Below are 23,943 nucleotides of genomic sequence, written 5' to 3'. Positions count from 1 at the left end.
GTGGTGCGCGCCCCAGTGGGGGCGGCGGCGGCGCCCGGATGGGCGGCGGAGGCGGTGGGCGGGGCGGCGGCGGCGGCCGAGGCCGCTGACAGGAGACACACATGGCGCAATCGACACCACTTCAGCGCATCGGGACTTCGCTCCTGAGCGCCACCCTCTTCAAGCGCTTCGCGGCGGCCCTGGCCGTCACGCTGTCGCTCGCTTCGGGACCTGCGTTCGCGCAGCGCGCCTATCCGACCCCCGATGCGGCCGCGGAAGCCTTCGTGGACGCTGTTTCGCGCGTCGACGGCGACGCCCTGCGCATCGTGCTCGGTGCCGACTGGAGGCGCTTCGTTCCGGTCGCCGGCGTCGATGCGGATGACGTCTACAACTTTCTAGGCGCCTGGGCCAAGCGCCACCGGATCGTGCTCGAGACTCCGGACAAGGCGCKGCTCGCGGCTGGCGAGGGCGACTGGACCTTGCCAGTGCCGATCGTCAAGACCCCCGCCGGCTGGCGATTCGATCCGCGTGCGGGCGCCGACGCCATGCGCAGCCGGCGCATCGGCCGCAACGAACTGGCCGCGATGCAGGCGGCACTGGCCTACTTCGATGCCCAGAAGGAATACGCGCAGAAGGATCGCGACGGCAACGGCGTGCTGGAGTACGCGCAGAAGTTCGCAAGTTCACCCGGCAAGCACGACGGCCTGTACTGGCCGGATGCTACGGGGCAGGACGAGAGCCCGCTCGGGCCGCTGTATGCCCCCCGCACGGCCGGCGAGGGCTACCACGGCTACCACTTCAGGATCCTCAAGGCCCAGGGCAAGGATGCGCCGGGCGGTGCCTACGACTACGTGATCGGCGGCCGGATGAGGGGCGGGTTCGCGCTCGTCGCATGGCCCGTGCGCTACGGAGAAACCGGCGTGATGAGCTTCCTGGTCAGCCATGACGGCATCTTGTACGAGAAGGACCTGGGGCCGGGCAGCGACGCCGCCGCGCGCGCGTTGTCGCGCTTCAATCCGGATTCGAGCTGGCGCAAGGTGGACGTGCCCGGCAGTTGACGTGCGCCCGCGTGCCGCCGCCCCCCCTGGACAGGCCAGGAGCCCCTCGTGAAGACTCCTCCCCAAGACAGTGACGGCGCTTCGCCGCTTCGCTGGCTTCCGGGCTGGCGGACGCTGCGATCCTATGAACTCGCCTGGTTGCGCCACGACCTGACCGCCGGGCTCGTGCTGACCACGATGCTGGTGCCGGTCGGCATCGCCTACGCCGAAGCATCGGGCGTGGGCGGCATCTACGGCCTCTACGCCACCATCGTGCCGCTGCTCGCCTATGCGCTGTTCGGGCCCAGCCGCATCCTGGTGCTGGGCCCGGATTCCGCACTCGCGGCCTTGATCCTCGCGGTCGTCGCGCCGCTCTCCGGCGGCGATCCCCTGCGCGCGATCGCGCTGGCCAGTGCGATGGCGATCGTTTCCGGCCTCGTCTGCATCTCCGCGGGCGTGGCGCGGCTCGGCTTCGTGACCGAGCTGCTCTCGAAGCCGATCCGCTATGGCTACATGAACGGGATCGCGCTCACCGTGATCGTGAGTCAGCTGCCGAAGCTGTTCGGGTTCTCCGTCGAGGCCGAAGGGCCGCACCGGCAGGTCTGGGAATTTGCCCAGGGCCTGCTGTCCGGCAAGCCGAATCCGACCGCCCTGGTCGTCGGCGCGAGCACGCTGGCGGGCATCCTGGTCCTGCAGCGGCTGCCGCGCGTGCCGGCGGTTCTGGTCGCGGTCGTGGTCGCGACGGTGGCCGCCGATGTGCTCGACCTCGCAGCGCGTGCCGGCATTTCGGTGCTCGGCGTCCTGCCGCAGGGCCTGCCGGCGCCATCCCTGCCGATCATCGGCCTGGACGACATCGCTCCGGTTCTGCTCGGGGGCCTGGCCGTTGCGCTGGTGTCCTTCGCGGACACGAGCGTGCTCTCGCGCGTGTACGCCGCGAGGATGCACACGCCGCCGGCCCCGAACCAGGAAATGATCGGCCTCGGCGTCGCCAACCTCGCGGCTGGTTTTTTTCAGGGCATGCCGATCAGCAGCAGCTCGTCGCGCACACCGGTGGCCGAAGCCGCCGGTGCGCGCACGCAACWCACCGGCGTGGTTGGCGCCCTTGCCATCACGGCGCTGCTGGTGGTAGCACCGAACCTGCTGCGGGATCTGCCAAGTGCGGCTCTCGCGGCCGTGGTGATCGCGGCGGCCATCGGTCTCATCGAAGTCGCCGACCTGCGCCGCATCTATCGCATCCAGCAGTGGGAGTTCTGGCTGTCGATGGTCTGCTTCGCCGGTGTGGCCCTGTTCGGCGCGATCCCCGGTATCGGCATCGCGGTCGTCATCGCCGTGATCGAGTTCCTTTGGGACGGCTGGCGACCCCATTCGGCCGTGCTCGGGCGGGCCGACAGCGTCGAGGGCTATCACGACATCACCCGCTATCCGCAGGCCAGCCGCATCCCGGGCCTGGTGCTGTTCCGCTGGGATGCACCGCTCTTCTTCGCGAACGCGGAGCTCTTTCGCGACCGGGTGCGCGCGGCGGTGGCGAGTTCGCCGACGCCTGTGCGCTGGGTCGTGGTCGCGGCCGAGCCGGTGACGAGCGTCGACGTGACCGCCGCGGACATCGTGGCGGAACTCGACGACAGCCTGCTCGCCGAGAACATCGAACTGTGCTTCGCGGAGATGAAGGATCCGGTGAAGGACAAGCTCAMGCGCTTCGGACTCTTCGCGCGCTTCGGCGCCGAGACCTTCTACCCGACGCTCGAAGAGGCCGTGCGGGCCTACTTGCGCAGCAACCCTGTCGATCGGGACGAGCGGGAAGACGAAAGCCCGCAGCCGGGTCAGGCGAAGCCCTGATACCGGGCGATGGCCTGGTCCACGCCCATGAACATCCGCTCGCGGCCCAGGGTCTCGCCCAGCGGCGATCGCTGGCGCACGCGACCGCGCGAATGGTGCGCACGGCGAGAGTCACCCCGGTGCTGTGTCACGGTCACTCCCGAGCGCGCGCTTCACCACCCGCACGGTGGCGTCGCCGGGGCACGGCGAGTCCCGGAAACCGAGACGCTTGGCGAGCCCGCGCATCGGCGCATTGGTCGAAAGCACGTAGCCTTCCATGCAGCGGAAGCCATGCGCCTCGGCCGCCGCGACCAGCGTCTCCATGAGACGCGGCGCCAGGCCCTGGCCTTGCCAGCCGTCGACGATCGCGATGGCGAACTCGCAGGTGTCGCTGCCGGCGTCCGAGGCGTAACGCGCACCGCCGATGATGGATTCGCCAGGGCCTTGCGCGCCGACCGCGACCAGCGCGAACTCCCGGTCAGGCACCGGGTGGGTCGCCGCTTCGAGCATGTTGTCCGGCAGGTCCCGTATCGTGCCCATGAAGCGCGTGTAGCGCGAGTCCGTCGACATGTTTCCGACGGCCGCCTGGAGTCCTTCCTTGTCCTCGGGAAGGATCTCGCGCAGGGTCACCTGGCGGCCGTCGCGCAACGGCACGGTCACCGGAAGAACGGGCGCTGGCGAGTGAGAAGCCCGGTCTTCCATGGCTAATAGGCCTCGGGGACGTAGCGGAACGGGTGCTCCAGCTCCTGGTAGTCGCCGCGCGACTGCCGCTTCGGCAGCTTGACCTTTTCCCTCGGCACGGATTGGTACGGCACGTGGGCCAGCAGGTGCTTGATCAGGTTCAGGCGCGCGCGCCTCTTGTCGTCGGAGCGCACGATGAACCACGGCGCGATCGGCAGGTCGGTGGCCTTGAACATCTCGTCGCGAGCGCGCGAATAGTCGTACCAGCGGCTGTAGGACTTGAGGTCCATCGGCGACAGCTTCCAGATCTTCCGCCCGTCCTCGATGCGAGCCTCCAGCCGGCGGGTCTGCTCGTCGGGGCTGACCTCGAGCCAGTACTTCAGCAGGATGACGCCGGAATCGATGATCGCCCGCTCCACCAGGGGGGTCGCGGCGAGGAAGGCCTTGACCTGCGCCTCCGTGCAGAAGCCCATGACACGCTCCACACCCGCGCGGTTGTACCAGCTCCGGTCGAAGATCACGACCTCGCCCGCGGCCGGCAGATGCGGGATATAGCGCTGCAGGTAGATCTGGGACTTCTCCCGTTCGGTCGGCGCCGGCAAGGCGAGGACGCGAAACACCCGCGGGCTGACGCGCTCGGTGATGGCCTTGATCGTGCCGCCTTTCCCGGCGCCGTCGCGCCCCTCGAAGACCACGCAAACCTTGAGCCCGGCATGCTGCACCCACTCCTGCAACTTGACCAGTTCGACGTGGAGGTCGCGCAGCGTCTTGTCGTATTCCTTTCGCGACAGCGGCTTGTCCGACGCAGGCTTCGCGTCGCCTTCGTGCCCTTGCGTCGCCGGCTCCTGCGCTTCTTCCTTGTGGGCCGTCTTTCCGTGGTTGTGCCTCTTCTCGCTCTTCTCGCTCTTCGCCATCGCTGCCTCCATCGGTTGATTGAAAATCTTCGCTCGGTGTTCGCGTCGGCGGCCTCGGCTCACAGCAGCCGCGCGGCCTCGTCCAGCAGATTCCTGGGCTTCGGCACATCGACCCGCGCCACCTGGACCAGCGCGAATGCGCGCACGCGCGGCGGGTCGCCCGGCACCCGGGCGATCTCCAGGTGCAAGGTGTGGCCATCGTCCGTGCCTTGCTCCGGGAGAACGACGTTCATCCGGCTCAGGCGCAGGCTTCTGGCGGTGACCTGGATCAGCGTGTTCGCGTCCGCGAACACCTCGCACACGCGGTCGAGCTGGTGGTCCAGCGCCTCGGAACGCAAGCCCAGGCTCTTGAGATCGTTGTCGTTCTGTTCCATCTGGGCGCGCAGGCGCGCCAGCTCGCCGGTGTCGACCTCTCCGGCGCCGCCCAGCACCGATTGCATGCCGACGCCTTGCCGCCCGAGCAGCCGCAACCGGGCCGCGACCAGCGCGCGCTCCTGCTCGAGCACGTCCCTGCGCGAGGTGTCCGCGGCAATCCGCGCGAGCCCTTCGATCGCCAGCTGGTCCACCATCCGGCGCGCGATCTCCTGCCTGAGTTCGGCATCCGTTGGGGCGCAGATCCTGATCTGGTGATCGCTGAAGCTCAATGTCGTCTGCGCCACRTCCGAGCGCATGACATCGCCATCCTGCGCCACACCCAGCGTGCGGCGTTCGTTCATGGCCATGCCGAGCACGGCATAGGCTTCGAGCAGATCTGGATGCTGTTCGAAGAAGCTGTAGAGCTCCGTCGAACGGCCGAGCGCGGGTGCCACGTCGTCGGCAGCCCCGAAGAACGCCCGGATGTGGGAGTCGGAAGCCCAGCTCGCCGGGCTCAAGGCGCGCGGCGAAGGAAATGCCGCCACCAGATCGCGCAGGTGATCCGCCGCCTTCGCGATCGCCGATCTCAATCGCGCTTCGTGGCCTTGCGCCAGACGCAGGCGGGGGCTCAGGCCGATGACGCGCGCCACCATCCGTTCGACTTCCTCGTCCCGCGGCGGGTGCTTTTCCTTGCCGCCAAACAGGCGGCCGATGATTCCCATGGCGCGCTCCTTCGAGAGGATCAGGCGAAATCGTCACTCAGGATCTGTGCGCTGATCCGCCCCTTCTTCCAGAACATGTCGTGGATCCGTTGATTGAGCTTGCGCAGTCCGTCCGGATGGACACCCCGAAAGGTGAGCAGCACCGCAGGCCGCGAGCCGTCGCCCTCGACATGCTGGATCTCATCGAACTCCGGAAACCCGTACTTCACCAGGAAGGCCTTGACCTCGTCATCGGACGTGCCAGCTTCGATATTTCCCAACAAGAGCCGTGCCATTTCGATTTCTCCTAACGAACTGTCTTTTGCTACGCCATGATGTGAACGCCGCCGTCGACGTACAGCGTTTCACCCGAGAGCCGCCGCGCGTAAGGCGTCGCAAGGAACGCGCAGGTGAATCCGACATCCATGATGTCGACCAGCTCGCCCACCGGAGCGCGCTGCGCCGCCTCGGTGAGCAGCAGGTCGAAGTCCTTGAGGCCGGCTGCCGCGCGGGTCTTGAGCGGACCCGGCGAGATCGCGTGCACCCGGATGCCGAGGGGCCCGAGTTCATAGGCCAGGTAGCGCACCGACGCTTCGAGTGCGGCCTTCACGGGGCCCATCACGTTGTAATTGGCGACCACCTTGCTGGCGCCGTGGTAGGACATGGTGAACATCGTGCCGCCGTCCTTCATCAAGGGTGCGGCCAACCGTGCCATCCGCACGAAGGAATGGCACGAGATGTCCATCGCCTGGGCAAAGCCCTCGGCGGAGCAATTGAGCAGCCCCCCCTGCAGGTCTTCCTTCGGCGCCCAGGCGATCGAATGCACCACCACATCGAGCCGGCCCCAGTCGCTGTCGATGCGCCCGAACAGGGCCTCGAGCTCGCCCGGCCTGGCCACGTCCAGCGGCATGAAGATCGGCGCCCCCAGGGCGGCCGCCAGGGGTTCGACATGGGGCCTGGCCTTCTCGCCGGCGTAGGTGATGGCCAGATCTGCGCCCAGCTCGCGAAACGCCGCTGCGCATCCGTAGGCGATCGAGTGTTCATTGGCGATCCCGCAGACGAGCACCTTGGCGCCCTTGAGCAGCGGGCGTGGCAATTCAAGCGTCATCGTCACTCCTTGAAGCGAGCACGTGGTGGGTATGGCGCGCGATCATCAATTCCTCGTTCGTGGGAATCACCCATGCCGAGACCTGGCTCGACGGGGTACTGATGCGCGGGCCGCCGGACAGGTTGGCTGCCGGGTCGAGCGTCACGCCGAGCCAGGCCGCGTCGCGGCAGACCCGCTCGCGCAGCGACGCTGCGTGCTCGCCGATGCCGGCGGTGAACACCAGCGCGTCGATGCCATGGGTCGCCGCCGCCAGCGAGCCGAGTTCGCGCCCGATCCGGTAGGCATAGAGGTCGATGGCGAACCGGGCACGGGCGTCATCGCTGGCCAGCAGCACCCGCATGTCGCTGGACAGGCCGGAAACGCCCAGCAGCCCGGACTGCTTGTAGATCAGGTCCTCGACCGCGCGCACGTCCATGCGGAGTTCGTCCAGCAGATAGAGGATGACGCCCGGATCCAGATTGCCGCTGCGCGTGCCCATCGGCAAACCGTCGACCGCGGTGAATCCCATGGTGCTTGCGAGGCTGCGTCCCGCCGACATCGCGCACAGGCTGGCGCCATTGCCGAGGTGCGCGACGATGGTGCGGCCCGCCGCCGCCTTCGGGTCGAACTGCGGCAGCACGCTCGCGATGTATTCGTAGGAGAGGCCGTGGAACCCGTAGCGCCGCACGCCCAGGCCCGTGATCGACGGAGGAAGCGCAAAGGCCTGCGCCACCTCGGGTTGCGCGCGATGGAAGGCGGTGTCGAAGCACGCCACCTGGGGCAGGTCCGGACGCTGCTTGGCCACGATCTCGATGGCCTTGAGGTTGTGCGGCTGGTGCAGGGGGGCCAACGGAATCAGTGTCTCCAGGGCCGAGATCACCTCCGGTGTGACCCGTGTCGCCTGCGAGAACGCCAGTCCGCCATGCACGACGCGGTGACCGACGGCAGACAGCTCGTAGCCCTCGCGGTGCTCGCGAAGGAACGCCGCCAGGTAGCCGATGGCGCCCTCGTGTCCGAGCGCGACGCCTTCGCCCCAGGCCTTGGCGCCGACTTCGGTGCCGTGCCCGTCCACGGCGGAAAAGCGCGGCGCGGTGAAGAGCCCCTCGACCTGGCCGCGCATGATCAGATCCAGCGCGCTGCCTTGCGTGGTGAACGCGCTGAACTTGATGCTCGACGAGCCCGCATTCAGCACCAGGATCACGTCGGTCATGGTCTCACCCCATCACCGCGGTGCTCTCGCGGCGGGCCTTGGCGACCATCGCGGCGACGGCACACGACGCCAGCCGCGTCATCAGCGAGTCGGCCCGGCTCGTCAGGATGATCGGAACCCGCGCGCCGAGAACGATGCCCGCCGCATCGGCGCCGGCGAGGAAGGACAGGCTCTTGGCGAGCATGTTGCCGGCTTCCAGGTCCGGGACCACCAGCACGTTGGCGCGTCCCGCGACCGGCGAATCGATCTTCTTGATCTTCGCGGCCTCCAGGCTGATTGCGTTGTCGAGCGCCAACGGGCCATCGATGACCGCGCCCGTGATCTGGTGCCGGTCCACCATCTTGCACAAGGCGGCTGCCTCGATGGTGGAAGGGACCTTCGAATTGATGGTCTCCATCGCCGAGAGAATGGCGACCCGCACGTCCTGCACTTGCAAGGCGTGCGCCAGGTCGATCGCGTTCTGCACGATGTCGATCTTGTCGTCGAGCGTCGGCGCGATGCTGACGGCGGCATCGGTGATGATCAGGGCGTGTTCGTAGCTGGGCACGTCCATCACGAAGCAGTGGCTGATGCGCCGCGCGGTGCGCAGGCCGCCGTCGCGCTTCACCACGGCCCCCATCAGTTCATCCGTGTGCAGGCTGCCCTTCATCAGCGCGTCGGCCTTGCCCTCGCGCACCAGCAGGACGGCCGCATCCGCCGCGGCGTTGCTGTAGGGCGCGTCGACGATGGGGTAGCCGGAGATGTCCACTGCGAAGGACGCGGCCACGGCCTCGATGCGCGCACGCGGCCCGACCAGAATCGGAGCGATCAGTCCCAGCCTGGCGGCCTCTCGCAATCCTTCCAGCGAACTCTGGTCGCAAGGATGCACCACGGCCGTGGGCATCGGGGGCATCCCCTTGCAGAAGTCGATCAGGCGCTGATACTTCTCGTGCTTCGCGTTCATGAGTGGGCCTTCGACGAACTACTTCGCGGCGTGCTTCAACGCCGCCTGCAGGCCTGCAGAACCCGGGCTCTTGACTTCCTTCATGACCAGGATCTGCTGCGGCGTGACCGGCTTGCCGTAGTAGGCCGCATTGAGGGAATCGCGGACGTCGATCACCGATCCATCCACCGCCAGGCCGGCGAACGCGCCCTTGACCATCGAGAAGGCGACGAAGTCGCTGCCGAGTGCGGCGCTGGCGTCCATGCCCTTCTTCCAGGCGGCGACYGAGGCATCGGCGCCGAGCTTCACCTTGCTCGCGAACACCGAGTCGAGCGCCTTCTGTGTGTGCACCAGCATCACCACTTCTGCCGATGACGCGCCGGCCTGGAATCCGAAGCTGGCGGAGCCCATCGTGTAGAAGGCCGGGCCGCTCCAGCTTCCGGTCTTTTCATCGCGCACCATCAGGACGCCGGAGCCTCCCGAGCCACCGAGCACGAAGCCCGCCTTGAGAATCTGCGGGAAGATCAGGACGCCCTTGGCCTGGCCGAGGGCAGTACCGAACCCGGCGGAGAAGTCGGGGTTCTTCGCGAAGGCGTTGACCGTGGCCTGGGCCTTCTGAACAAGCGCCTTGGCGTCGGCGTCGTCGGCGGCGTGGGCCGGCAAGCCAATGAACACCGCGGCGAGGGTCAGTGTGCCGACGGCGAACGAAAAGTGTCTGCGGTTTGTGCTCATCGATATCTCCTCGGTGGTGCCGTCAGTGACGACGTTTGCTGCGAACTGTCGCGGGGCCTTCTCACGTCCCGTGAAGCCATTGTGGGAAGCGGGCGCGCCGAGCACCTTGATCTGGCTCAACCCCGGCCGGCCCGCGCACGCTTCACTGCTGTTGCTTGTTGGCCTTGATGTTGCCGGCGACCCCGCCGGCAACGGCGCCGACGGCCGCACCGGTCCAGCCACTGCCGCCGGCGATGGCCGCGATGCCGGCGCCGGCCGCGGCACCGATGGCCGCGCCACTGGCCGTTCCCTGCTGCTGCGGTGTCATGTTCGTGCAGCCGATCGCGATCACGGCGGCTCCGATCGACACGATGAGTCCGATGTGCTTCATGGCTTTCTCCTCGAGGCCTAGTTCTTGAGGCCGGGCACGACCATCTCGAACCAGAGRGTTTCGATGACCGGGCGTTGCAACCGGTCCGGATGCGCGGCATACCAGCGGTCGAGCCCGATGCGCACGGTGTCGAGCGTCTGTCCCCTGAGCCCCTTGGCTGCCCTGGGAATCACGGTCTGGCTGTCAGGCGGCGCATTGCCGGCTTGGTAGGCGGTCTCTATCTGGATCACGTTGGCGACGCCGATCAGGTAGACCTTCTTCAATTGCTCGCTGGATCGGGTCCAGTGCTCACCCGTGATCAGGGGCACTTCCTGCGCGCGGACATGGCCGCATGCCAGCGCCGCGGCGAGGAGCACCGGGACCATCGTCATCTGCCAACTCAGTCTCTTGGTCATCATTCACCTCCATGAGGAGTCGTTGAACGAACGCTCCGGCTCATCATTCGGTACAGCATGGCGGAGCAGCCACTGCCAGGGCCGGCAGGTCGAATCCGCCGCCCAAGGCCAGAACGAGGTTGGCGCGTTGTGCCAGCTGCTCGGACTGCACACGCAATCGCGAGGTCCGCACCGCATAGAGCGTGAGCTGACTCTGCTCGACCGCACGCAGGTCGACGGTGCCGACGCGATACTGGATCCGGGCCAGTTCCAGCGCCTCGGCACTGTCGCGAACGGTCGCCGCGAGGATGGCGTCGCGTTCGCGCAAGACCGACTCCGCGCCCAGGGCGGTCTCGACTTCGGCGAAGGCCTTCTGGCCGGCGCGCGCGTACTCGGCCACCGCCTGCTTCTGCTCGGCCGAGCGGATCTCGACCTGCGCGCGCAACGCGCCGCCCTGGTAGAGCGGCGCAATCAGGTTGGCGCCGAGGCTCCAGATCGGGCTGCTGGCGTCCTTCAGGACGATCAGCTCGCTGGACACGTTGCTGCCCCCCGCCGTCAGGCTGATCCTGGGGAGCTGCGCCGCCTTGGCCTCGCCGACCCGGTCGAAGGCCGCGGCGACGCGCCGCTCCGCCGCCACCAGGTCGGGCCGGCGCTCCAGCAGCTCCGACGGCATGCCCACGGGCAGCGGCGCGGGCATCGGCGACAGGCGGTCGGCGACCGCGATCTCGGCCGCCGGGTAGCGTCCGAGCAGGATCTCGAGCGAACGACGCGCCTGCTCGCCCGCGAGCTCGACCTGTTTCAGGGTGTCGCGATAGGGGCCGACATTCGCGCGTGCCTGCGCCACCGCCTGCGCGCTGCCGTTGCCGACCCGCAATCGATCGTCGGCCATCCGAAGCAGGGTCTCCGACGAGCTCAGGGAATCCTGCGCGATCACGCGCTGCATCCGGGCCTCGACCGCCAGGAACCATGCCTTGGCCACCATCGCCGCCAGCGACTGGCGCGCATAGGCGTAGTCGGCCTCGGCGGCCGCGGACTGCTCTCGGCTGGCGGCCCGTCCGTAGCGCAGGCGGCCCCAGACGTCGAGCTCCAGCGATGCGTTCAGGAAGATCCCGTCCAGGCCCCCGCCACCGCCCGATTTGCCACCGCCCAGGCCGATCACCCCGACCGAAGGCAGCAAGGCGGCCGACGCCACCTTCACGTAGCCGGCGGCCTGCTCGACCCGTGCCGCGGCCACCCTCAGATCCGCGTTGTAGGCCAGGGCCTCGTTGACGAGCGCTGTCAGCGCCGGTTCCTCGAAGGCCGTGAGCCAGCCGTCGGCCACCGGCGCCGCGACGCCCCCGCCGGCCCTGAAGGCAGGGGGCGCCGGCGCCTGGGGCAGCACCTCTTTCTGCAGGTCGGCCGCCGTCGGCGGGGCCTTGAGTGCGCAGCCAGCCAGCGCGGCCACCAGGGCCGTGAAGAGAATCCCTCGATGAAGCGAAGGTGTACGCATCAGTGCAATTTCAGGACAAGGTAGTTGGCGATCGCGCCGACACGCAGGATCACCATGCGCACGATGTGGATGGCCGCCCCGTGCTCGGTGTAGATCGCGCCCTGGCCATCCGCGCCGGCGGCTAGGAACAGCTCCCTGTCTTTCTCGTCGACCAGGAGCTTGACCGGGAAGCGGCCCGGCACCTGCGGAAATGGCCCGGTCTGCGGCAGCGTTCCCGACGGAGGCACCTGGCCCTGGCCTTGCGCCCAGACGATCGAATCGACCGTGGCCCCGATGACGCGGCCCGGGTAGGTCTGGAGCGTGAACTCCGCCAGGTTGCCGGGCTCGACCAGCCGCAATTCGTTCTGGCTGTAGAGCGCGATGACCTGGTACGTCTCCTCGACGAAACTCATTGCCGGTACCAGCGGCAGCGCCACCACGTACGAGCCCGGCCGCAACTGGACGTTGATGGCATAGCCGTTGGCCGGCGCGAAGACGGCGGTCTGGTCGAGGTTCCATTGCGCGTTCCCGAGCTCCGCGCGGCTGATGTCGACCTGCGCCTTGGCGGTCGCGAGCTGGGCGCGCGCCGCCGCGACCGACGCCTGTTCACCGTTGACCTGGCCCGAGAGTTTCTGGGTGACCTGGGCCTCATTGGCCGCGGCCGTTGCGACCTGGCCCTGCAGGTCGGCCAGGTTGGACTCCGCCTGCTCGAGCGCGAAGCGGTCGCCGGCGCCGGTGGCCACCAGTTCCCGGTTCTGGCGGACCCGCATCCGGGCCAGCTCCAGCTTCGGCTGCAGCGACCTGACCTGACCCGTGGATGCCTTCAACTGCTCCTGCAGTTGCCGGGCGCCGGCCGAGGCGTCGACCAGGGCCGCACCGGCCTGCACGAACTTGGCCTCGTCCGCGGCCAGTTTCCCCTTGGCCGCATCGAGTTCGTTCTGGTACTGGGTCGGGTCGATCCGGAACAGCAACTCCCCCTTCTTGACCAGCCGATTGGGCTCGACCGGCACCTCGAGCACCCGCCCCCGCACCTGGGGCACCACCTGCACCACGTACTTGATGACCCGCACATCGGCCGAGGAGGGGGCGACGACGTTGAGCGTCAGGACCAGCGCGGTCAGGGCGACGATCGGAATGATCACGACCGTGACTTGCGTCGCGGTGTTCCACGGCAGCCACTTCAGCTTGATGAAGAAGAGCCAGACGAAGAAGGCGTAGATGCCAAGCAGCAGTGCTTCCATCAGGCGCTCGCATCTCTTGGATTGGCGGCGTTGATTTCGGCCGTCTCGGCTGCCGGTATCGCCGCGCTCAGGTCCCTGCGCAGCACCTTGAGTTCGGCGGTCAGCGTGCCCTTGGCAGCCATGACGTCGAGTTCCTCGCGCAGGTGCGCGATCTCATGCGCCAGCAATTCGCCCGCCTGCGCCTTGTCGGCCTGCTCGTGGAAGTAGTCCTCGTGCTTCTCGGTGCCGTACGCCGACTGGTAGGCGACCGGCTTCACGAAGGCCCAGAGCCAGGCGATCGGCCACAGCATGCCGCCGAAYACCAGCGACAGCAGACACAGGGTCTTGATGGCGTCCCGCTGGGGATGGTGCCGCTGGTGGGCGATCTTCTCCGGCATGACGTGCACCAGCCAGAACAGCACGATCCCGGCGATCGGAACCACGAAGATGATGAACCAGGCAAGGCCGGTCGCCACGGAGCCCATCATCTCGTGCGGGAGGAACGAAGCGCTCGCTTCGAACGGCGCTGCCAGCCCGACGGCACCGAGCAAAGCGTACAGGAGCGTCGGGCTTCGGCGGGGGAGCGTCCCTTCGGGTTCTCTTGACGCGGAATGCATGCTTTCTCCTGTGCGAGGCGAGGTCGGCCAGCGTCGTGGCGATGCAGCAAATGCTAGAGGTGTCGTGCCGCCTCCGATTGAGAAATATCAAGTGCCGACGACGAAAAAACAGCGCCGGCGATTGATCGATCTCAATTCGCACGGCGTTCGCGGCGCGGAAACTGCCGCCAGGGCGCCTCCAAGAACGCGGAAGGAGATGACATGATTCGACCCACGGCCGTCGCCGCCGTCGTGCTCGCCCTGTGCGGCTCGGCACAGGCTCAGTCCAACGAGGAACTCAAGGCCCTGCTGGAGCAGGCCATGAGGACGATCCAGGATCTGCAGGGTCGCGTGRCGGTCCTGGAGCAGAAAAAGGAGCCCGCTCCCGCTCCCGCTGCCGCTGCCGGTGCCGCTGCGCCGGCCGTGGCGGGCGCGCCACCCGCGGCCGCCGCCTGGGCGCCGGTGGTCTCGGTGGGTACGCGCGCCGAGGATGGCGTGCCGGATGCGGACAAGGCGCGCGTCGAGTTCTACGGCCAGGCGATGCTCGATGCCATCTACGACTTCAAGCGCATGAACCCCGACTGGAACGCCACCTTGCGGCCGTCTCAGATTCCGGTCATCTGTCCGGGATCGCCGGGCTGCGGCAAGGACGGCGCGACCATCCTCAGCATCCGCCAGTCGAGCCTGGGCTTCAAGTCGTTCATTCCCACGACGTACGGACAGATCAAGACCGATCTCAGCTTCGACCTGTTCGGCTCGAACGGCAGCACGCAGGTCCACTGGCTGAACGCCTGGGCCGAGCTGGGGATGTACGGCGCCGGCCAGACCTACTCGAACTTCATGGACATCGATGTGTTCCCGAGCACCATCGACTACTGGGGACCGAACGGCATGGTCTTCGTGCGCAATCCGCAGCTGCGCCTCTCGCCCTACGACAAGGATGGCCTGCGCGCGGCGTTCTCTCTCGAGGCCCCCAATTCGGCGCTCGACACCGGCAGGATCAACCGGATCGACCCTGCGCTCGGCGCCAGCATCACGGGCTGGAACCGCTTGCCGGATGCGGTGGCGTCGCTCAAGTTCGAACGAGACTGGGGCCACGTCCGCTCCGCCGCCATCGTGCGCCAGGTCGGCTTCCAGAATCCGGCCACCCCGGACGGCAACCCCTCGGGCACGGAGACCGGGTACGGCCTGAACCTCAGCGGCGCCTTCAACGCCTTCGGCAAGGATCGGCTGAGTTGGCAGCTGGTGGGCGGGCGCGCGATCGCCAGCTACATGAACGACGGCGGCGTGGACCTGGCACCAGGCTCGAACCTGCGCGCCGAGACCGTGCCGTCGGTGGGATGGCTGGTTTTCTACAACCACTACTGGAGCGACAAGTGGAGCAGCTCCATCGGCTACAGCGAACACCGCCAGAACAACACCGGCGGCCAGCTCGCCACGGCCTTCCAGAAGGGCAGCTACTCGTCGGTCAACCTGCTCTACGCGCTCGACAAGAACGTCCTGGTCGGCAGCGAGTTCATCTGGGGTCGGCTCGAGAACAAGGCCGGGCTGGCGGCGGACGACTACCGCCTGCAGTTCTCGACGAAGGTCACCTTCTGACCCCCTCCCAACCCGTTCAACGGACCCGCACATGCAGTTCAAGTCGACCTTCCCGATCCTGATCGCCCATCGCGATGTCGGCGCACAGAGCGTCGCCGGTGTGCGCCTGCGGCAGATTCAGCATGAGCTCGAACAGGGCGGCTGGAAGACGATCGCGGTCAACAACGAGTCCGATGCCGGCATCGTCGCCGGCGCCCATCGCGGGCTGTCGGCGATCGTCTTCCGTGTCGATGCGGCGCGGGGAGATCCGGCCGCGGGCAAGCGGCTCATCGAGCTCATGGATGCGGTGCACCAGCGCGCATCGGGCCTGCCGATCATCGCGCTGGGCGAGACCGCCACCCTCGAGGGCAAGTCGCCGAAGGTGGTGCAGGCGCTGCGCAACCTCCACAGCATCCTCTACCTGTACGAGGACACGGTGTCCTTCCTGGCGCGCCAGATCATGCGCGCCGCCGAGGACTACCTCGAGAACCTGCTGCCGCCGTTCTTCAAGGCGCTGACGCGTCATGCGGAGCGATCGGCGTACTCGTGGCACACGCCCGGACACGCCGGGGGCGTCGGCTTCCTGAAGACGCCGGTGGGCTACGCGCTGCACGAGTTCTTCGGCGAGAACACGGTGCGCTCCGACCTGTCGATCTCGGTGCCCGAACTCGGTTCGCTGCTCGACCACACCGGGCCGGTCAAGGAGGCCGAGGCCTACGCGGCGCAGGTCTTCGGCGCCGACCACACCTATTTCGTGACCAACGGCACGTCGACCGCCAACAAGATCGTCTGGCACTCCATGGCGGGTCGGGACGACCTGGTGATCGTCGACCGCAACTGCCACAAGTCGCTGCTGCACTCGCTGATCATGACCGGCGCGACGCCGATCTACTTCACGCCAGCGCGCAACGACTACGGGATCATCGGCCCGATCGGCCTGGACCAGTTCTCGCCCGAATCGATCCGCAAGAAGATCGCCGCCAGCCCGATCGCGCGCGGCGCCAAGGGCAATGTGCGCATCGCCGTGGTCACCAACTCGACCTACGACGGCCTTTGCTACAACGCCGAAAAGATCAAGGCCGAGGTCGCCGACCAGGTCGACGCGCTGCATTTCGACGAGGCCTGGTATGCCTACGCCGCTTTCCACGAGTTCTATGCCGGCCGGCACGCGATGGGCGTGCCGCGCGGCCATCCGCGGGCCGACCACACGCTGGTGTTCGCCACCCAGTCGACGCACAAGCTGCTGGCCGCGTTCTCGCAGGCGTCGATGATCCACATCCAGGAATCCGACCAGCGAAAGATCGACACGACGCGCTTCAACGATGCCTTCATGATGCACGGCTCGACCTCGCCGCACTACGGGATCATCGCCTCGCTCGACGTCAGCTCCGCCATGATGGAAGGCGCCAGCGGGCGCTCCATCGTGCAGGAGACGCATGACGAGGCGATGCACTTCCGGCATGCGCTGGCGGCGATCGGAGACAACTTCAAGCGTCCGGACTGGTGGTTCAAGGTCTGGCAGCCCGAGGGCCTGGATCTGGACAAGTCGCCGCAGACGCAGGACTGGGTGCTCGAGCCCAAGGCCTCCTGGCACGGCTTCGGCAACCTGGCCCGCGACTACGTGATGCTCGACCCGATCAAGGTCACGCTGCTCACCCCCGGCCTGGGCAAGGGCGCCAAGCTCGGCAAGACCGGCATTCCGGCCGCGGTGGTCAGCAAGTACCTGTGGGAGCGAGGCCTGGTGGTCGAGAAGACCGGGCTCTACAGCTTCCTGATCCTGTTCTCGCTGGGCATCACGCGCGGCAAGTGGAGCACGATGGTCGACGCGCTGGCCGACTTCAAGACCGACTACGACCGCAACGCGCCGCTGGCGAAGACGCTGCCGAGCGTCGCCGCGGCAGGCGGCCATGCGTATGCCGGCTGGGGCCTGCGAGACCTGTGCGACGCCCTGCACACCTGCTACCGCGACAACGACACCGCGATCGCCATGAACGCGATGTACACCGACCTGCCGGAGCCGGCGATGAAGCCGTCCGATGCCTACGACCGGCTGGTCCACGGCGGCGTGGAGCCGGTGCCGATCGAGGCGCTGAAAGGCCGCATCGCCGCCGTGATGGTGGTTCCCTATCCGCCGGGCATCCCCCTGATCATGCCCGGGGAGCGCTTCGTGACCGACTCGATCATCGAGTACCTGAAGTTCGCCCGCGACACCGACGACCGCTTCCCCGGCTTCGAGGCGGACATCCACGGACCGCGCTACGAAGTCGACAAGGCCGGCCGCAAGCACTGGCTCGTCGATTGCGTCAAGGAATAGAAAGAGGCCCGCCATGATTCCTCGCTCCGTCAAGGCGCCGACGATCCCGATCCCGTTCCACAGGCTGCTGAAAGTGGTGGCGGTCGTCGATCGCCACAGCCCGCAGACCCAGCAGCTGATCGACCACATCCGGGGCGAGAACTACGAGGTCGAGGTCTGCGACAGCTTCGGGCGGGACCTCTCCGAGGACGCATCCGTGGGCGCCTACATCGCGCTGGTCGACGGCGAGCATCGCRAGGCCGCGCGTGCGGCAGCGCTTGCGGTGCGGGCGCTGGGCTTTCGCACGCCGCTCTGGGCGCTGGCCGACTCGCATCGCATCGCCGATGTCGCCGTGTACGGCATGACGGGGGAGGTCGACGGCTACATCTACCTCGGCCAGCAGACGCCGGCCTACTATGCCAAGCAGGTGATCGCCAGCCTGGTCGACTACGGCATGTCGCTGCTGCCTCCGTTCTTCGGCGGGTTGATGGCCTACGACTCCGCGGCCAACATCGCCTTCGACTGCCCCGGGCACCAGGGCGGGCAGTTCTTCCAGAAGTCGCCGACCGGGCAGATTTTCTTCAAGTACTTCGGCGAGAGCATCTTCCGCAATGACCTGTGCAACGCCGACGTCGACCTCGGCGACCTGCTGATCCATGAAGGCGCCGCGCTGCAGGCGCAGAAGGAGGCGGCCGCGGTGTTCGGCGCCGACCGGACCTACTTCGTCCTCAACGGCACCAGCACCTCGAACAAGGTGGTGACCAACGCGGTGCTCAAGCGCGGCGACCTGGTGCTGTTCGATCGCAACAACCACAAGTCGCTGCACCAGGGCGCATTGGTCGGCGCAGGCGCCACGCCGGTCTTCCTGCCGACGGCGCGCAATGCCTTCGGCATGATCGGCGCGGTCGACTGGGAGGCCTGGGACGAGGCTGCCCTGCGCGAGCAGATCCGCAAGAACCCGCTGGTCAAGGACCCGGACCTGCACAAGGCCGAGCGGCCCTTCCGCCTGGCCTGCATCCAGCTCGCCACCTACGACGGCACCATCTATAACGTGCGCCGCGTGCTCGAGAAGATCGGCCACCTGTGCGATTACGTGCTGTGGGACGAGGCCTGGATCGGCTACAACGCGTTCCACCCGCTGTTCGAGAACCACAGCCCGATGCGCCTGACCGACCTCGGTCCCCAGATGCCGGGGCTGTTTTCGACCCAGTCGGTGCACAAGCAGGGCGCCGGCTTCTCGCAGGCCTCGCAGATCCACAAGCGCGACGAGCACATCCACGGCCAGCGCCGCTACATCGAGCACAAGCGATTCAACGAGTCGTTCCTGATGCACGCCTCGACCTCGCCGTTCTACCCGCTGTTCGCATCCCTCGATGTCAATGCCCGGCTGCACGCGGGCAAGGCCGGCGAGATGCTGTGGGACCGCTGCATCGAACTTGGCATCGAGGTGCGCAAGAAGCTGCGCGAGTTCGGCCGCCACTATGCCAAGGTCGGCCGCGGTGCGCAGGAGCAGTGGTTCTTCGACCCCTTCGTTCCTGACCGCGTGACGGTGAGCCGCTCGCGCTTCGCCGCCGATGCGAACGACGTCGCCTGGGAAGACCTGCCCACCGAGCTGATCAAGCGCGAGCAGCAATGCTGGAGCTTCCACCCCGAAAGCCGCTGGCATGGCTACCTGGGATATGCGCCCGGCTATGCGATGGTCGACCCGAACAAGCTGACCTTGCTGACACCCGGCATCGACCGCGCCACGGGGGACTACCTCGACTTCGGCGTGCCGGCCACCGTGGTGGCCAATTTCCTGCGCGAGCAGCGCATCGTGCCGGAAAAGTGCGACCTCAACAGCATCCTGTTCCTGATGACGCCGGCGGAGGACGAGAGCAAGCTCAACACGCTGATCGCCAAGCTCGTGAAGTTCAAGAACCTGTGGGACGAGGACGCGCCCTTGTGCGATGTGCTGCCGACGCTGTATGCCGCGCACAGCCAGCGCTACGCCGGCTACAGCCTGCGGCAGGTGTGCAACGAGATGCATGCCTTCTATCGCACGCGCCGGGTCAAGGACCTCCAGGGGCAGTGCTTTCGCGCCGAGAGCTTCCCCGAACTCGCGATGTCGCCGAAGGACGCCTACGAGGCGCTGGTCGACAACAACGTGGACTACCTCCCGCTCGATCAGGTCAAGGGCCGCGTCTCGGCCACGCTGGCGCTGATCTATCCGCCCGGCATCGGGGTCGTGGTGCCGGGTGAGCGCTGGGACGATCGCGCGCAGCCGATGCTCGACTACTTCCTGGCCTTCGAGGAATCATTCAACCGCTTTCCCGGTTTCAACTACGAAGTCCAGGGCGTGTTCCAGGAGAAGGTCGACGGCCGCATCCGGTTTCACACCTACGTGGTCCGCGAGTGACTGCGCCATCTCTCAACCCAGGAGACATCGCCATGGCGGAAAAGCAGAAGAAGATGAGCGTGACGCAGCTGACCTTCATCGTCACGGTGAACATGATGGGCTCCGGCATCATCATGCTGCCCGCCAACATGGCGCAGGTCGGTGCGATCTCGCTGCTGTCGTGGGTCGTGACGGCGATCGGCTCGCTGGCCATCGCCTACGGATTCGCGCAGGCCGGGATCTTCAACCAGCGAACCGGCGGCCTGGCCGCCTATGCCGAGGACGCCTATGGCAAGGACGGCTACTTCCAGGTCTTCTTCCTGTACTTCATCTCGCTGGCCATTGCCAACGTGGCGGTCGCCAGTTCGGCGCTGGGCTACCTGGCGGCATTCTTCCCGGTGCTGTCGTCGACGCCGGCCATCAGCTGCCTGAGCGTGATTGCGCTGCTCTGGCTGACCACGGTGGCCAACTTCGGCGGCCCGAGCCTGACCGGGAAGATCGGTTCGATCACGGTGTGGGGCGTGATCCTGCCGGTCGGCTTCATCTCGGTCGCCGGCTGGTTCTGGTTCAGCGGCCAGACCTTCACCGAGGCATGGAATCCCAAGGGCCTGAGCCTCTTCGAAGGCATGGGATCGAGCATCTCGCTGACGCTGTGGGCGTTTCTGGGCATGGAGTCGGCCTCGCAGAACGCCTCGGCCGTCGAGAATCCCAAGCGTGACGTGCCGCTGGCCTGCATGTTCGGCACGGCCGGCGCGGCGGTGGTCTACATCCTGTCGACGACCGTGATCCAGGGCATCGTGCCCAATGCCGAGCTCGCCGCGTCGACCGGCCCCTTCGGCCTGGCTTACGCGAAGATGTTCACGCCGGCGATCGGCTCGATCGTCATGGCACTCGCCGCCATGGCCTGCGTGGGGTCGTTGCTCGGCTGGCAGTTCACGCTCGCGACGACGGCCAAGGACGCGGCCGACACGCGGATGTTTCCGGCCATCTTCGGCAAGGCGAATGCGATGGGCGCGCCGATCGCGGGCATGGTGATCATGGGCGTGCTGCAGTCGGTGATGGCGCTGTCGACCATCTCGCCCGACCTCAGCAAGCAGTTCGCGGCGCTGGTGAACCTGGCCGTCGTCACCAACGTGGTGCCCTACATCATCTCGCTGTCGGCGCTGTTCGTGATGATGCGCAATGCCAAGGTGGAGCCGGCGGTGTATCGGCGCAACGGCATCGTGGCGGTCGTCGCGATGCTGTATTCGGTCTATGCGCTCTATGCCTCGGGCAAGGATGCGGTGATGGGCGGCATGCTGGTGATGGCCATCGGCTACATCGTCTGCGGCTTCATCGCGCCGCGCTTCCGCGAGATGCGCGCGACGACCGCCCGCCCGGCCTGAATCCGGACGCGAAAGGAACCCCATGACCTACCTCGATGCGCTCGACGACCACCGCTTCGCGGCGCGGCTTTGCAGGGCGCTGATCGGCCCGCTGCTGTGCCTGGCCATGGCAACGCCGGCGATGGCGGCCGGCACCCTCGACAAGGCCCGCGAGACAGGCAAGTTGACCTTCGGCTACCGCGCCGACGCGCGCCCGTTCTCCTATGCCGACGAGTCGGGCAAGCCGAACGGGTTTTCCGTCGCGCTGTGCCGCAGGATCGCCGATGCGGTGAAGGCCGAACTCAAGCTGCCCGCCTTGGAGGTCGACTTCGTGCCGGTCACGGCAGAGAACCGGTTCAATGCCGTGGAACAGGGAAAGATCGACCTGCTGTGCGGCACGGCCACGCCGACGCTCGGGCGGCGCGCGATGGTCGACTTCTCGCTCCCCATCTTCTACGCGGGCATCGGCGCGATCGTGCGCGAGGATGTGTCGCGCCGACTGCGTGATGCGCTGGCCAACCGGCCGGACCCCACCCAGCCGATCTGGCGCGGCTCGCCGGGACTCATGACCGAGAGAGCGACGCTGGTGGTCGTCGGCGGGACCACCATCGAGCGTTCGCTGATCGACGCGCTGAAGGCGCGGCGCATCGAGGTCAGCGTGGTGCCGGCGCCCGACTACCCGACCGGCCTGCAGATGATCGTCGACCGCCGCGCCACGGCCTTGTTCGGCGACCGTCCGGTGCTGCTCGACGCGGCCCGCAACGGCTCCTCCTTCAGCGAACTCACCGTGCTCGATCGCGCCTTCACGCGGGAGCCGCTGGCGCTGGCCTTGCCGCGCGGCGACGCGTCGTTCCGGCTGGTGGTGGATCGCACCCTGAGCCGTCTGTTCCGCTCGAAGGAGTTCGCAGCGTTCTACACCAGCTTCTTTGGCGCGCCCGATGCCGGCACGCTCGAGTTCTTCCAGGCCTTGGCATTGCCGGAATGACGGCGCACGTTTCCAGTCCGACCAGAGGAGACATCGTATGCAAGCTCTTGGCGTTCACAGTGAAGTCGGCAAGCTGAGGACCGTGATGGTCTGCCGACCGGGCCTGGCTCATCAGCGATTGACGCCCGGCAACGCCGCCGAACTGCTGTTCGACGACGTGCTGTGGGTCCAGGAGGCGCAGAAAGACCACTACGACTTCGTGCTGAAGATGCGCGAGCGCGGGACCGAGGTGATCGACCTGCACGAGATGCTGGCCGAGACGCTGCAGGACAAGGAGGCCCGCGACTGGGTGCTCGACCGGCGCATCACCGACAACGACGTCGGCCTCGGCGTGCGCAGCGCGATCCGGCCCTGGCTGGACGAGATGGCGGCTGCGAAGCTGGCCGAACACCTGATCGGCGGCATCGCGCTGCTCGACCTGCCCAAGAGCGAGATGTCCACGATGATGATCGAGGCCTTCGGCGACACGGACTTCATCACGCCGCCGGTGCCCAACACGCTGTTCCAGCGCGACCCGTCGTGCTGGATCTACCAGGGCGTGACCTGCAACCCGATGTTCTGGCCGGCGCGCCAGCCCGAGACCCTGCTGCAGCGCGTGATCTACAAGTTCCACCCGCGATTCAAGGGCGCCGACTTCACCATCTGGTGGGGCGACTCCGATGAGCCCTTCGGCGCGGCCACGATCGAGGGCGGCGACGTGATGCCGATCGGCAAGGGCGTGGTGCTGGTCGGCATGGGGGAGCGCACCACACGCCAGGCCGTCTACCAGCTGGCCGAGCAACTGTTCAAGCAGAAYGGCGCCACGCGCGTGATCGGCTGCCTGATGCCGAAGAGCCGCGCGGCGATGCACCTGGACACCGTGTTCAGCTTCTGCGATCGCGACCTGGTGACCTCCTTCAGGGAGGTCGTCGACCAGGTGCGCTGCTACAGCGCGCGTCCGGACGGCAAGGGCGGCCTCGAAGTCCGCCTCGACCCGGGCCACCTGTTCGAGGTGGTGCGGGATGCGCTCGGCCTGAAGGAACTGCGCGTGGTGGAGACCGGCGGCAACGCCTGGCAGTCGCAGCGCGAGCAATGGGACGACGGCAACAACGTGGTCGCGCTCGAACCCGGTGTCGTCGTCGCCTATGACCGCAATCCCCACACCAACACCCTGTTGCGCAAGGCGGGGGTCGAAGTCATCACCGTGCGCGGCTCCGAACTGGGACGCGGGCGAGGCGGCGGGCATTGCATGACCTGCCCGATCTCGCGCGACCCGGCCTATTGACCCGATCTTTCCTGGAGAGAACGACATGAGCTTCAATCTTCGCAACCGCTCCCTGCTGACGGTACAGGACTACAGCCAGCGCGAATTCCGCTACCTGCTCGACCTGGCGCGCGATCTCAAGCGCGCCAAGTACGCACGCACCGAGCAGAAGCACCTGCAGGACAAGGAAATCTGCCTGATCTTCGAAAAGACCTCCACGCGCACCCGTTGCTCGTTCGAGGTCGCCTGCCACGATCAGGGCGCGAACGTGACCTATCTCGACCCGGCGGGCTCGCAGATCGGCCACAAGGAGTCGTTCAAGGACACGGCCCGCGTGCTGGGACGCATGTACGACGCGATCGAGTACCGCGGCGCCAGCCAGGGCGGCGTCGAGACGCTCGCCAAGTACGCGGGCGTGCCGGTGTTCAACGGCCTGACCGACGAATACCACCCGACGCAGATGCTGGCCGACGTGATGACGATGCGCGAGCACTGCGACAGGCCGCTGACCGACATCAAGTACGCCTTCATGGGCGATACGCGCAACAACATGGGCCATTCGCTGATGATCGTCGGCTGCCTGATGGGGATGGACGTGCGCATCTGCGGGCCGAAGACGCTGTGGCCTTCGGAGGAGTTCGCC

Annotated in this window: 22 protein-coding genes; 9 read left to right on the top strand and 13 right to left on the bottom strand. The window is 67.3% G+C overall.

Going from position 1 to position 23,943, the window contains the following annotated elements; genetic code table 11:
• The first annotated feature begins 101 nt into the window (after nucleotides 1–101).
• Complete coding sequence (locus tag AC1D2K_RS06995) at nucleotides 102–1,037, top strand: DUF2950 domain-containing protein (RefSeq protein WP_478087422.1); 936 nt, start codon at nucleotides 102–104, stop codon at nucleotides 1,035–1,037.
• 48 nt (nucleotides 1,038–1,085) lie between these two features.
• On the top strand, nucleotides 1,086–2,852 hold the full coding sequence (locus AC1D2K_RS06990; protein ID WP_478087421.1) for a SulP family inorganic anion transporter: 1,767 nt from the start codon (nucleotides 1,086–1,088) through the stop codon (nucleotides 2,850–2,852).
• A gap of 111 nt (nucleotides 2,853–2,963) precedes the next feature.
• Here AC1D2K_RS06990 and AC1D2K_RS06985 read toward each other — a convergent pair whose 3' ends face one another.
• The 13 genes from AC1D2K_RS06985 to AC1D2K_RS06925 all read right to left on the bottom strand — a co-directional run bounded on the left by AC1D2K_RS06985 (nucleotide 2,964) and on the right by AC1D2K_RS06925 (nucleotide 13,340).
• Nucleotides 2,964–3,491, bottom strand: coding sequence for an N-acetyltransferase family protein (locus AC1D2K_RS06985; protein WP_478087420.1), 528 nt, complete (start codon nucleotides 3,489–3,491; stop codon nucleotides 2,964–2,966).
• Nucleotides 3,492–3,535: 44 nt separating this feature from the next.
• Nucleotides 3,536–4,426: a polyphosphate kinase 2 gene (gene ppk2, locus AC1D2K_RS06980; RefSeq protein ID WP_478087418.1), complete on the bottom strand. Its 891-nt coding sequence runs from the start codon at nucleotides 4,424–4,426 to the stop codon at nucleotides 3,536–3,538.
• 59 nt (nucleotides 4,427–4,485) lie between these two features.
• On the bottom strand, nucleotides 4,486–5,502 hold the full coding sequence (locus AC1D2K_RS06975) for a hypothetical protein (RefSeq protein ID WP_478087417.1): 1,017 nt from the start codon (nucleotides 5,500–5,502) through the stop codon (nucleotides 4,486–4,488).
• A gap of 20 nt (nucleotides 5,503–5,522) precedes the next feature.
• Complete coding sequence (locus AC1D2K_RS06970) at nucleotides 5,523–5,777, bottom strand: RNA-binding protein (RefSeq protein ID WP_478087415.1); 255 nt, start codon at nucleotides 5,775–5,777, stop codon at nucleotides 5,523–5,525.
• Between the two features lie 29 nt (nucleotides 5,778–5,806).
• Nucleotides 5,807–6,589 (bottom strand): enoyl-ACP reductase FabI, encoded by a 783-nt coding sequence (gene fabI, locus AC1D2K_RS06965; RefSeq protein WP_478087413.1) that lies wholly within the window; start codon nucleotides 6,587–6,589, stop codon nucleotides 5,807–5,809.
• Nucleotides 6,579–7,778: an acetate/propionate family kinase gene (locus AC1D2K_RS06960; RefSeq protein WP_478087411.1), complete on the bottom strand. Its 1,200-nt coding sequence runs from the start codon at nucleotides 7,776–7,778 to the stop codon at nucleotides 6,579–6,581. The genes fabI and AC1D2K_RS06960 overlap by 11 nt, the downstream gene beginning before the upstream one ends.
• A gap of 4 nt (nucleotides 7,779–7,782) precedes the next feature.
• Nucleotides 7,783–8,721, bottom strand: a complete 939-nt coding sequence (locus AC1D2K_RS06955) for a phosphate acetyltransferase (RefSeq protein ID WP_478087410.1) — start codon at nucleotides 8,719–8,721, stop codon at nucleotides 7,783–7,785.
• An 18-nt stretch (nucleotides 8,722–8,739) separates the two neighbouring features.
• Entirely contained in the window at nucleotides 8,740–9,432 is a 693-nt protein-coding gene (locus AC1D2K_RS06950) for a lipid-binding SYLF domain-containing protein (RefSeq protein WP_478087409.1), read from the bottom strand.
• Between the two features lie 142 nt (nucleotides 9,433–9,574).
• Nucleotides 9,575–9,802 carry a YMGG-like glycine zipper-containing protein gene (locus tag AC1D2K_RS06945; RefSeq protein WP_478087407.1) on the bottom strand — a complete coding sequence of 76 codons (228 nt, stop codon included), beginning with the start codon at nucleotides 9,800–9,802 and terminating at the stop codon, nucleotides 9,575–9,577.
• 17 nt (nucleotides 9,803–9,819) lie between these two features.
• Nucleotides 9,820–10,197, bottom strand: coding sequence for a hypothetical protein (locus AC1D2K_RS06940; RefSeq protein WP_478087406.1), 378 nt, complete (start codon nucleotides 10,195–10,197; stop codon nucleotides 9,820–9,822).
• A gap of 43 nt (nucleotides 10,198–10,240) precedes the next feature.
• Nucleotides 10,241–11,665 carry a TolC family protein gene (locus AC1D2K_RS06935; RefSeq protein WP_478087405.1) on the bottom strand — a complete coding sequence of 475 codons (1,425 nt, stop codon included), beginning with the start codon at nucleotides 11,663–11,665 and terminating at the stop codon, nucleotides 10,241–10,243.
• A complete protein-coding gene (locus AC1D2K_RS06930; RefSeq protein ID WP_478087404.1) occupies nucleotides 11,665–12,885 on the bottom strand; it encodes an HlyD family secretion protein in 1,221 nt (406 codons plus the stop codon). The genes AC1D2K_RS06935 and AC1D2K_RS06930 overlap by 1 nt, the downstream gene beginning before the upstream one ends.
• Nucleotides 12,885–13,340 (bottom strand): DUF3302 domain-containing protein, encoded by a 456-nt coding sequence (locus AC1D2K_RS06925; RefSeq protein WP_478087402.1) that lies wholly within the window; start codon nucleotides 13,338–13,340, stop codon nucleotides 12,885–12,887. The genes AC1D2K_RS06930 and AC1D2K_RS06925 overlap by 1 nt, the downstream gene beginning before the upstream one ends.
• A gap of 342 nt (nucleotides 13,341–13,682) precedes the next feature.
• Here AC1D2K_RS06925 and AC1D2K_RS06920 point away from each other — a divergent pair, with 342 nt between their 5' ends.
• The 7 genes from AC1D2K_RS06920 to AC1D2K_RS06890 all read left to right on the top strand — a co-directional run.
• A complete protein-coding gene (locus AC1D2K_RS06920) occupies nucleotides 13,683–15,059 on the top strand; it encodes a DcaP family trimeric outer membrane transporter (RefSeq protein ID WP_478087400.1) in 1,377 nt (458 codons plus the stop codon).
• Nucleotides 15,060–15,090: 31 nt separating this feature from the next.
• Complete coding sequence (locus tag AC1D2K_RS06915) at nucleotides 15,091–17,352, top strand: Orn/Lys/Arg family decarboxylase (protein WP_478087398.1); 2,262 nt, start codon at nucleotides 15,091–15,093, stop codon at nucleotides 17,350–17,352.
• A gap of 13 nt (nucleotides 17,353–17,365) precedes the next feature.
• Nucleotides 17,366–19,729 carry an ornithine decarboxylase gene (gene speC / locus AC1D2K_RS06910; RefSeq protein WP_478087396.1) on the top strand — a complete coding sequence of 788 codons (2,364 nt, stop codon included), beginning with the start codon at nucleotides 17,366–17,368 and terminating at the stop codon, nucleotides 19,727–19,729.
• Nucleotides 19,730–19,761: 32 nt separating this feature from the next.
• The gene (gene potE / locus AC1D2K_RS06905; protein WP_478087394.1) at nucleotides 19,762–21,093 is read left to right on the top strand and encodes a putrescine-ornithine antiporter; all 1,332 of its coding nucleotides are present in this window, start codon (nucleotides 19,762–19,764) and stop codon (nucleotides 21,091–21,093) included.
• Nucleotides 21,094–21,115: 22 nt separating this feature from the next.
• Nucleotides 21,116–22,057, top strand: a complete 942-nt coding sequence (locus AC1D2K_RS06900; RefSeq protein ID WP_478087392.1) for an amino acid ABC transporter substrate-binding protein — start codon at nucleotides 21,116–21,118, stop codon at nucleotides 22,055–22,057.
• Nucleotides 22,058–22,094: 37 nt separating this feature from the next.
• Entirely contained in the window at nucleotides 22,095–23,321 is a 1,227-nt protein-coding gene (gene arcA / locus AC1D2K_RS06895) for an arginine deiminase (protein WP_478087390.1), read from the top strand.
• A 25-nt stretch (nucleotides 23,322–23,346) separates the two neighbouring features.
• The coding region (locus tag AC1D2K_RS06890) for a Rossmann-fold NAD(P)-binding domain-containing protein (RefSeq protein ID WP_478087388.1) at nucleotides 23,347–23,943 on the top strand (597 nt) is incomplete at its 3' end.

It is taken from the genome of Variovorax sp. P1_H12_2 (genome assembly GCF_056405335.1).
Note: the sequence above shows the minus strand (reverse complement) of the source record. Positions and strands in the feature narration are given on the sequence as shown.

What these genes read in the sequence shown, in the direction of transcription:
- ppk2 (WP_478087418.1), bottom strand. Translation starts at nt 4,426, where the DNA reads ATGGCGAAGAGCGAGAAGAGCGAGAAGAGGCACAACCACGGAAAGACG.
- AC1D2K_RS06970 (WP_478087415.1), bottom strand. Translation starts at nt 5,777, where the DNA reads ATGGCACGGCTCTTGTTGGGAAATATCGAAGCTGGCACGTCCGATGAC.
- fabI (WP_478087413.1), bottom strand. Translation starts at nt 6,589, where the DNA reads ATGACGCTTGAATTGCCACGCCCGCTGCTCAAGGGCGCCAAGGTGCTC.
- AC1D2K_RS06960 (WP_478087411.1), bottom strand. Translation starts at nt 7,778, where the DNA reads ATGACCGACGTGATCCTGGTGCTGAATGCGGGCTCGTCGAGCATCAAG.
- AC1D2K_RS06955 (WP_478087410.1), bottom strand. Translation starts at nt 8,721, where the DNA reads ATGAACGCGAAGCACGAGAAGTATCAGCGCCTGATCGACTTCTGCAAG.
- AC1D2K_RS06945 (WP_478087407.1), bottom strand. Translation starts at nt 9,802, where the DNA reads ATGAAGCACATCGGACTCATCGTGTCGATCGGAGCCGCCGTGATCGCG.
- AC1D2K_RS06935 (WP_478087405.1), bottom strand. Translation starts at nt 11,665, where the DNA reads ATGCGTACACCTTCGCTTCATCGAGGGATTCTCTTCACGGCCCTGGTG.
- AC1D2K_RS06930 (WP_478087404.1), bottom strand. Translation starts at nt 12,885, where the DNA reads ATGGAAGCACTGCTGCTTGGCATCTACGCCTTCTTCGTCTGGCTCTTC.
- AC1D2K_RS06915 (WP_478087398.1), top strand. Translation starts at nt 15,091, where the DNA reads ATGCAGTTCAAGTCGACCTTCCCGATCCTGATCGCCCATCGCGATGTC.
- potE (WP_478087394.1), top strand. Translation starts at nt 19,762, where the DNA reads ATGGCGGAAAAGCAGAAGAAGATGAGCGTGACGCAGCTGACCTTCATC.
- AC1D2K_RS06900 (WP_478087392.1), top strand. Translation starts at nt 21,116, where the DNA reads ATGACCTACCTCGATGCGCTCGACGACCACCGCTTCGCGGCGCGGCTT.